The organism is Sporosarcina limicola (genome assembly GCF_014873855.1).
GTDB classification, from domain to species: domain Bacteria; phylum Bacillota; class Bacilli; order Bacillales_A; family Planococcaceae; genus Sporosarcina; species Sporosarcina limicola.
Window position 1 is genome coordinate 1 of record NZ_JADBEL010000056.1, and the last position, 7,553, is coordinate 7,553.

A 7,553-nucleotide genomic window follows, 5' to 3' on the forward strand; every position below is an offset into this window, starting at 1 on the left:
CCATGACAGTTCCGGCGCGCCATTACAGTTTTCCGCGTTGCCATTACAGTTTCGCGAATTGCCATGACAGTTTCGGCGCGCCATTACAGTTTTCCACTTTGCCCTTACAGTTTCACGAATTGCCATGACAGTTCCGGCGCGCCATTACAGTTTTCCGCGTTGCCCTTACAGTTTCACGAATTGCCATGACAGTTCAACTAATACTTAAGGTATTTACTAGATTTAGATAGGAAAGAGAGACTTCCAAATTCGAAAGTCTCTCTTTCCTATTTATCAGTGATAGCTCTTCTATTTCCACTAATATAAAATGTCGCTGTGGATTTACCCTTTTTCACAAGCGACGATTTGGATAAAGCATAACGAGCCGCATTCGGATTCTTTAATTCCAAAAACCCTCGGCATTCTTCATTTGTTATTGAATTTTTAACCAGTTTTAGCCAATCCTTAATTCCATCGTTAAAGGGATCCAGAGCATCTTTTGAACAATATTCACAGTACCAGGTCTCACGATTATTTCGACGAAGATGCTTATTGCAATAACGACATAACAACCCTGTCCTTAAATCATTCACATCTATATTATAGTAGGAGCATAACGGAAATGGGCTAAATTTCTTTTGATCATTTTGAATTTGTTGTGTGATGTCATAAATTTGTGTAGCAGAAAGAACCACTCCGGTTGAACGTAAATTTTGAAGATAATAAGTAATTTGCTTTTTATAAACAATAGGAAAGTCAGGAGGCACATCTTTTACAACAGTGTTCGGATTGGCAAGAACAAGTATACCTTGCGTCTTCAAAGTGATTCCTCGTTGACGAAGCCACTCATTAAGATTAGACTTGTTTGTCTCTATCTGATAAACCGGGCAATTGAAGACCGCTTCATCGCCAGTTTCAAGCTCTTGTTTCAGATGTGGGGGATTTGGGATAAATCGGACAGTTTCTTTTAGATTTTTGACTTCAACAATCAGAACATATTTCTCTGAGATAATTAATGTATCAACCTCAAATGTGAAGTTCGGTGATATACACAAATGTACATTCGTGAAAATCTTAGTCAATTGTGGAAAATGGGTTCGCTCGATATAAGGATCTACATTACACTCACCCGAATACCCTGCACTAATCTGGTAAAGATGTTTTTTTAATTCTTGAATTTTTCGATGGTTGGGGTGTAACCGGGCTATCAAGCGCGGTATACCATCTAGCAGAGCGGGTTGGTTTCTTTGAATAGTATTACTTATTTAATTCATCTCCCTTATAAAGTCTGGCAATTCCAATTAATAATAACTGAAAGGATAAAATCTTACAATAGCTGAATTAGAAATTTTCCGATTGCCCTTACAGTTTCACGAATTGCCATGACAGTTTCGGCGCGCCATTACAGTTTTCCGCGTTGCCCTTACAGTTTCGCGAATTGCCATGACAGTTCCGGCGCGCCATTACAGTTTTCCGCGTTGCCCTTACAGTTTCGCGAATTGCCATGACAGTTCCGGCGCGCCATTACAGTTTTCCGCGTTGCCATTACAGTTTCGCGAATTGCCATGACAGTTCCGGCGCGCCATTACAGTTTTCCACTTTCCCCTTACAGTTTCACGAATTGCCATGACAGTTTCGGCGCGCCATTACAGTTTTCTACTTTGCCATTACAGTTTCGCGAATTGCCATGACAGTTCCGGCGCGCCATTACAGTTTTCCACTTTGCCATTACAGTTTCGCGAATTGCCATGACAGTTCCGGCGCGCCATTACAGTTTTCCGCGTTGCCATTACAGTTTCGCGAATTGCCATGACAGTTTCGGCGCGCCATTACAGTTTTCCGATTTGCCCTCACAGTTTCACGAATTGCCATGACAGTTCCGGCGCGCCATTACAGTTTTCCGATTTGCCCTCACAGTTTCACGAATTGCCATGACAGTTCCCCTATCACCATATACAAATAGAAAAGAGCATCCGCTCCTGGGGGGGAGGGAATGCTCTTTTACAAAGGGAATGGGAGAAATGTTCACGTTCAAACAAAAGGGGTGTATGTTTGGTATGTGATTTATTTCACATCCTTACTTTATCATAAAATAATAGGTACATCAACAATTCACAAAGAATGTAACATGAATGTAACAAAACCTATTCTATTATCGGTACTTCATATACATTCAAACCGATTCTATGACAATGAAAACAGCCTTATCCACCATGATACATGGCGAATAAGACTGTTCACTTAACAAATTATTTCTTTAGAAGAAGTGCCTCAAGTTCATTCAACTTCTCTTCAAAGACACGGCAAGCCTCTTCAATTGGTGCAGCACTTGTCATGTCGACGCCCGCTTTTTTCAAAACTTCAATCGGATAATCAGAGGAGCCGGCTTTTAAGAAGTTATTCACATAACGTTCAACTGCCGGTTCACCTTCTGTTAGGATTTGATTACTAAGTGCGACAGCAGCACTATAGCCTGTTGCGTATTGATAGACATAATAATTGTAGTAGAAATGTGGAATCCGCGCCCATTCTAGGCCGATTTCCTCATCGACAACAAGATTGTCACCATAATACTTCTTATTGAGGGCATAATACTCTTCAGTCAGTTTTTCAGCTGTTAACGCGACGCCTTGCTGATCAAGTTTATGAATTAGGTGTTCAAATTCAGCGAACATCGTTTGACGGAAAACGGTGCCACGGAATCCATCCAGCCAGTAATTTAGAAGATAGATGCGCTTCTGTTCATCATCGGTTGTTTTCAATAAATGATCATTCAAAATCGCTTCGTTCACTGTGGATGCCACTTCTGCGACAAAAATAGAGTAGCCACTATAAACGAATGGCTGATTTTTGCGTGAGTAATAACTGTGCACACTGTGACCGAATTCATGCGCCAATGTAAAGAGATTACTCACATTATCCTGCCAGTTCATTAAAACGTATGGATTTGTACCATAAGCACCTGAAGAATAAGCGCCCGAACGTTTCCCTTTATTCTCACGGACGTCTACCCAACGGTTATCCAATCCTTCTTTCACGATAGAACCATATTCTTCGCCAAGTGGATGAAAACTTTCAAGCATCGTCTGTGCCGCTTCCTCGTATGAGATTTCCATGTCCGCATCCTTTACCAGCGGCGCATACATATCCCACATATGAAGTTCTTCAAGTCCAAATACCTTTTCCCGCAACGCTACATAACGCTGTAGCAAGTGGACGTTTTTATTGATTGTAGAAACCAGGTTTTCATAGACCTGTTCGGGGATATGATTATTTGACATCGCCGCTTCACGCGCTGATGAATAGTTGCGGATACGCGCATTAACGTTATCACTTTTCACATTACCTGAAAGCGTTGAGGCAAACGTATTTTGGAATTCTCCGTATTTTGAATACATCGCTTTGAACGCATCTTCACGCACACGTGGATTGTCACTTTCAAGGAAATTGATGAACCGCCCGTGTGACAATTCGGATTCTTCCCCATTTTCGTCTTTCACCATTGGGAATGTCAAGTCAGCATTGTTCAACATGCTAAATGTTTCCGAAGATATCCCTGTCACTTCGGATAACTGTGCAAGAAGTGCTTCTTGTTCAGCAGGTAAAACGTGAGGACGTTGTGTATTGATTTCCTCGAATTCCTGCTTATACAAACTCAATCCTTCATGTTGCTCAAGCAAGCTATTCAATTCACTCTCATCGATTGCCAATAGCTCCGGCAAGAAAAAAGATAATGCGGTTGACACTTTCACATAAAGCGATTTAACACGGCTATCCATAGCCTGATAGAAGCTGTTAGTTGTATCTTGATCTGTTTTCAGATGTGCATACGTATAAAGTTTACGCAATCTTTCTGATAGCATGTCACGGTATTTCAGGGCCTCGTAAAGTGCTTCCGCTCCATTGTTAAGTGTGCCCTTATAAGACTCTGCTTTACCCGAAAGTTCCTCGACACCAAGAAACTCTTGTTCCCATGCTACATCAGTGGCAAAAATATCTTCAAGGCGCCACGTCTCCTCTACCTTCACTTCATCACGTGTTAATACTTTGTTTTTAGTTTCAATTGTCATTGTAAATCCCCTTTCTCCCGTTACTTCGGGAAACGAATCAGTTCTATTTTCTCAATTTCCATATGACTTTGCAAGGAATCTTACTGAAAATAAATTTAAAATATAGTTTTCATCAATAATTGTGTCCATTTGAAAGGATTCGACACCTGTAGAAATAAGGAAATCACGATAAGTCATACATGCTTTTTTCTTTTCATCCGATGGACCATCTAACCCAGATACAAACTTATGGACATGCCCATCCGACAATTCTCGGAAACGAATTCCCTTCAATCTCATGTAGCGGATGAGTGCTAATTGCCACTCACAATCATGCTCCACAAACGCATCGCCGAATGGAACAGGCAATCCAATCCAAATTGGTAGTTCTGTCGGTCGTACGTGTAACTCGTAGCACATTCTTAAAAAGGGATCATTGACACCCCTTCGGTTCAATAAAATCCGTGATTTCAAAAAGTCATGACGGATTGATAGATAGAAGGTGACATATTGGTTTAACTCTACTTCAGTTGGTATTTTCGGACGTGCAAAAGGGAAACGCTGCTGGGAAGATGACAATGAACGATGAATACCAATATATCGCTTGCCCGCAACATGAATAAGGCTGCTGAAATAATGGAATCGTTCGGTTAGGGGATTGTACGTGAGGAACACGTGACCTTCAGGAATTGTATGGATAAAGAAGCTTTCATGGAATTTGGAAAAGTGAAAAATACCGACACCTTCAGGAAGTGTCTTAAATTTTGCTGGGGTATGCAAAATCCAAATGGGGTTCATTCCGATACTCCAATAGCCTGCCGATCTTGATTTAATTAGGGAGACTGGGACTGTACTGCATTGAAACTCAATCGGGATTGAGTTGGAGCCATTTGTTACGAGTAGATCAGGTCTTTGCGATAACATTTTTATAAACGGTTCTAATTCTACCTTTTCTACATGTTCCGATAAAAATGCAAACAACTGCTGTTTCCCTTGAAGATGTTCCTTCGTTTCACCTTCAGAAAAAAAAGATGCGCAGGAAACGTCTTTCTGATGGGCGAAATGTGGAATAGTAATATCACCGACTTTCAAATATACGGGAACATTACACTGTGGACAAAAGTAACTTGTTGTCTTCCGCCATTCCTTCAATTGCTCTCTTTGTAATTCCCGTGTAAGAACAATGAGTTTTCCATTTTCCATTTTCGCTGTAAGTATGGCATTTCCCTCCTTCTAAATATAATTTTACGAATATTCTTATACAATTGCAACCTTATTGATTTGCAGAACAAAAGCATAAGCGCCTGTTCAGAGGTGACAGACATAAGACGAGTAAAGGAAGGCAGTCTAAGTTCGCGACGCCGTGTCGCAACGACTGCATGACCTTGCACATCCCCCAGGCCCAAGCGGCTTTCTTTGCTACATAGAGGAAGGAATGTAGTTCAATCCCTTCACAATCCTACTTATGACTCGAGCCTCTTAGGCGCTGGAGTCTAGACGACAAATCTACAACTTGTAATTTATCCACAGTTCGTGATTTTATAATTTCCTATGCAATAAAAAATACCACAATCATATGGATTGTGGCAGGCCTAAAAACTTATACTTTCTTATCTTTTTTAAAAAACAGCCACCCAATGAGGTAGCTGCTTAATCACTTCTTATTATGCTCCAAAATAGTGCTGAACTTTTGTAAAAACATCCGATTCCATAATCACATTGCCGTATTCCTTAATACGATGGATTGTCATGTTTGACGGGGCCCCAAACTCTGAAAGTACACTGAATAAATCCGTCTTTCGAGCGTCTTCCATTGTTTCTGTATCGTATTCTAAATACAAGTAAAATTTATCTTCAAATGAATATAATGATGTCTGCACATCATACACAGCCATTCGACTTGCCATCGGGATGAGATCATCGAATTCATTAAAGACGAACATATTTTCAAGCCATGCAAGAGTCTCTCCATTAATGTCAGGGTACTCATCTTCCAATTCGTCAAACATTCCACTGTTGGGCTGGAACATCTTTCTTGAATCACCCATACCAAATGGGGAGTCCAGTGGCTCTCCATCCTCCGTCATTTGTGCACGGGTGACCGTCACTTCAATTCCCCCACTCATAGCATGCACTTGAATCCACAAGGGTCCTTCAACTTCAAACTCGGATTCATCATTGACTTCATCCATCATCTCCCAGAAAAGTTCTTCGCTTTTTTCCCGATTATACCAAACTTCTTCACGGGTAAAACCTCGTTCTTCAATGTCAATATATGAAAGAAAAAACTTAACTGTATTTTCGTTAACACGTTCAATTTCCATTACTTATTCTCTCCCTTCCACTTGGAACTGGATTTACCTGTTCCTATCAATGTGTGCTAAAAACCTACAATGCTTATTCTTAATATATGACCGTCCAGCAAGATTTGAAAGGGTTCTGCCTTAGGACTAATAATTATGATAGTAATAGCATTGTAGAGAACATCCACCGGGAAAGCAAGAGATATACAAAAAAGCTGATAGGTATCCAGCATTTTTCAATGTCGAAACCCATCAGCTAACGTATGTGAATGATTAGTTTACCATGCGCCGCGCTTCAAGCAGCTGATAGGCTCTCACTTTTCTCGGTAGGAATCGACGAATTTCATCTTCATTATATCCTACCTGTAGCCTCTTTTCATCAAGAATAATAGGTCTTCTCAATAAACCTGGATGTTCTTGAATGAGTTCATATAAACGTTGTAACGGAAGACTTTCTACATCAACATTCAACTTCTGGAAAATTTTCGATCGTGTTGATATAATTTCATCTGTTCCATCTTCTGTCATTCGGAGTATTTCCTTAATTTCATCAATGTTTAATGGTTCAGAAAAGATATTTCTTTCTGTGTATGAAATTTCATGCTCTTCCAACCATGCTTTCGCTTTTCTGCATGATGTACAGCTAGGTGAAGTAAACAATGTAACCATCATATGCTGACACTTCCTTTCAATCGGCTGAATCATTGCAAATTATTTTTTTAGATATAAATTAGAATAATTTTAAACTGTATGCTTCTATTTCTTATTATACACATATTCAATCATGATAAACACACTTTTCGGAAAAAAATTACCAAACAATATACTTTTGTCACAATTCCACAATATAATCGAATTTAGTATGACCTAGTCGAGTTTGTGTTATATCCTTTACTGTTATACCCATTAAGACAATTAATTAAACATCTGATTTGTCAAATAAAACACTTTCTCATTTAGCATGTCTCTAATTGAAAAGAAAAGTTTAATCTTCTATAGTATAGTACGTATTTCCATTGGTAAGGTTTCATTTAAATTCAAAAAAACTCAGAAACATGCGATTTTTTTCTGAATCTTGCCTTATTACTGTTCACAATCACTAAAAAACGTACATATGTATAACAGCAAAATCGAGTAGGAGGCTAATCATTATTTGATCAGCCGACCTCTCACACCACCGTACGTACCGTTCGGTATACGGCGGTTCAACCTTTTAAGTATC

The 7,553-nt window shown here is 39.7% G+C and carries 5 protein-coding genes; all 5 read right to left on the reverse strand.

The window, feature by feature from the left end; genetic code table 11:
• Nucleotides 1–266: 266 nt before the first annotated feature.
• Complete coding sequence (locus H4683_RS22075) at nt 267–1,190, reverse strand: nuclease-related domain-containing protein (RefSeq protein WP_192600739.1); 924 nt, start codon at nt 1,188–1,190, stop codon at nt 267–269.
• 1,038 nt (nt 1,191–2,228) lie between these two features.
• Nucleotides 2,229–4,049 carry an oligoendopeptidase F gene (gene pepF, locus H4683_RS20820; protein ID WP_192600740.1) on the reverse strand — a complete coding sequence of 607 codons (1,821 nt, stop codon included), beginning with the start codon at nt 4,047–4,049 and terminating at the stop codon, nt 2,229–2,231.
• A gap of 51 nt (nt 4,050–4,100) precedes the next feature.
• Nucleotides 4,101–5,231: a competence protein CoiA gene (locus H4683_RS20825; protein WP_192600741.1), complete on the reverse strand. Its 1,131-nt coding sequence runs from the start codon at nt 5,229–5,231 to the stop codon at nt 4,101–4,103.
• 461 nt (nt 5,232–5,692) lie between these two features.
• Nucleotides 5,693–6,352 carry an adaptor protein MecA gene (gene mecA, locus H4683_RS20830; protein ID WP_192600742.1) on the reverse strand — a complete coding sequence of 220 codons (660 nt, stop codon included), beginning with the start codon at nt 6,350–6,352 and terminating at the stop codon, nt 5,693–5,695.
• Between the two features lie 252 nt (nt 6,353–6,604).
• Complete coding sequence (gene spxA, locus H4683_RS20835; RefSeq protein ID WP_192600743.1) at nt 6,605–7,000, reverse strand: transcriptional regulator SpxA; 396 nt, start codon at nt 6,998–7,000, stop codon at nt 6,605–6,607.
• Nucleotides 7,001–7,553 lie beyond the last annotated feature (553 nt).

What these genes read in the sequence shown, in the direction of transcription:
- mecA (WP_192600742.1), bottom strand. Translation starts at nt 6,352, where the DNA reads ATGGAAATTGAACGTGTTAACGAAAATACAGTTAAGTTTTTTCTTTCA.
- pepF (WP_192600740.1), bottom strand. Translation starts at nt 4,049, where the DNA reads ATGACAATTGAAACTAAAAACAAAGTATTAACACGTGATGAAGTGAAG.
- H4683_RS20825 (WP_192600741.1), bottom strand. Translation starts at nt 5,231, where the DNA reads ATGGAAAATGGAAAACTCATTGTTCTTACACGGGAATTACAAAGAGAG.
- spxA (WP_192600743.1), bottom strand. Translation starts at nt 7,000, where the DNA reads ATGGTTACATTGTTTACTTCACCTAGCTGTACATCATGCAGAAAAGCG.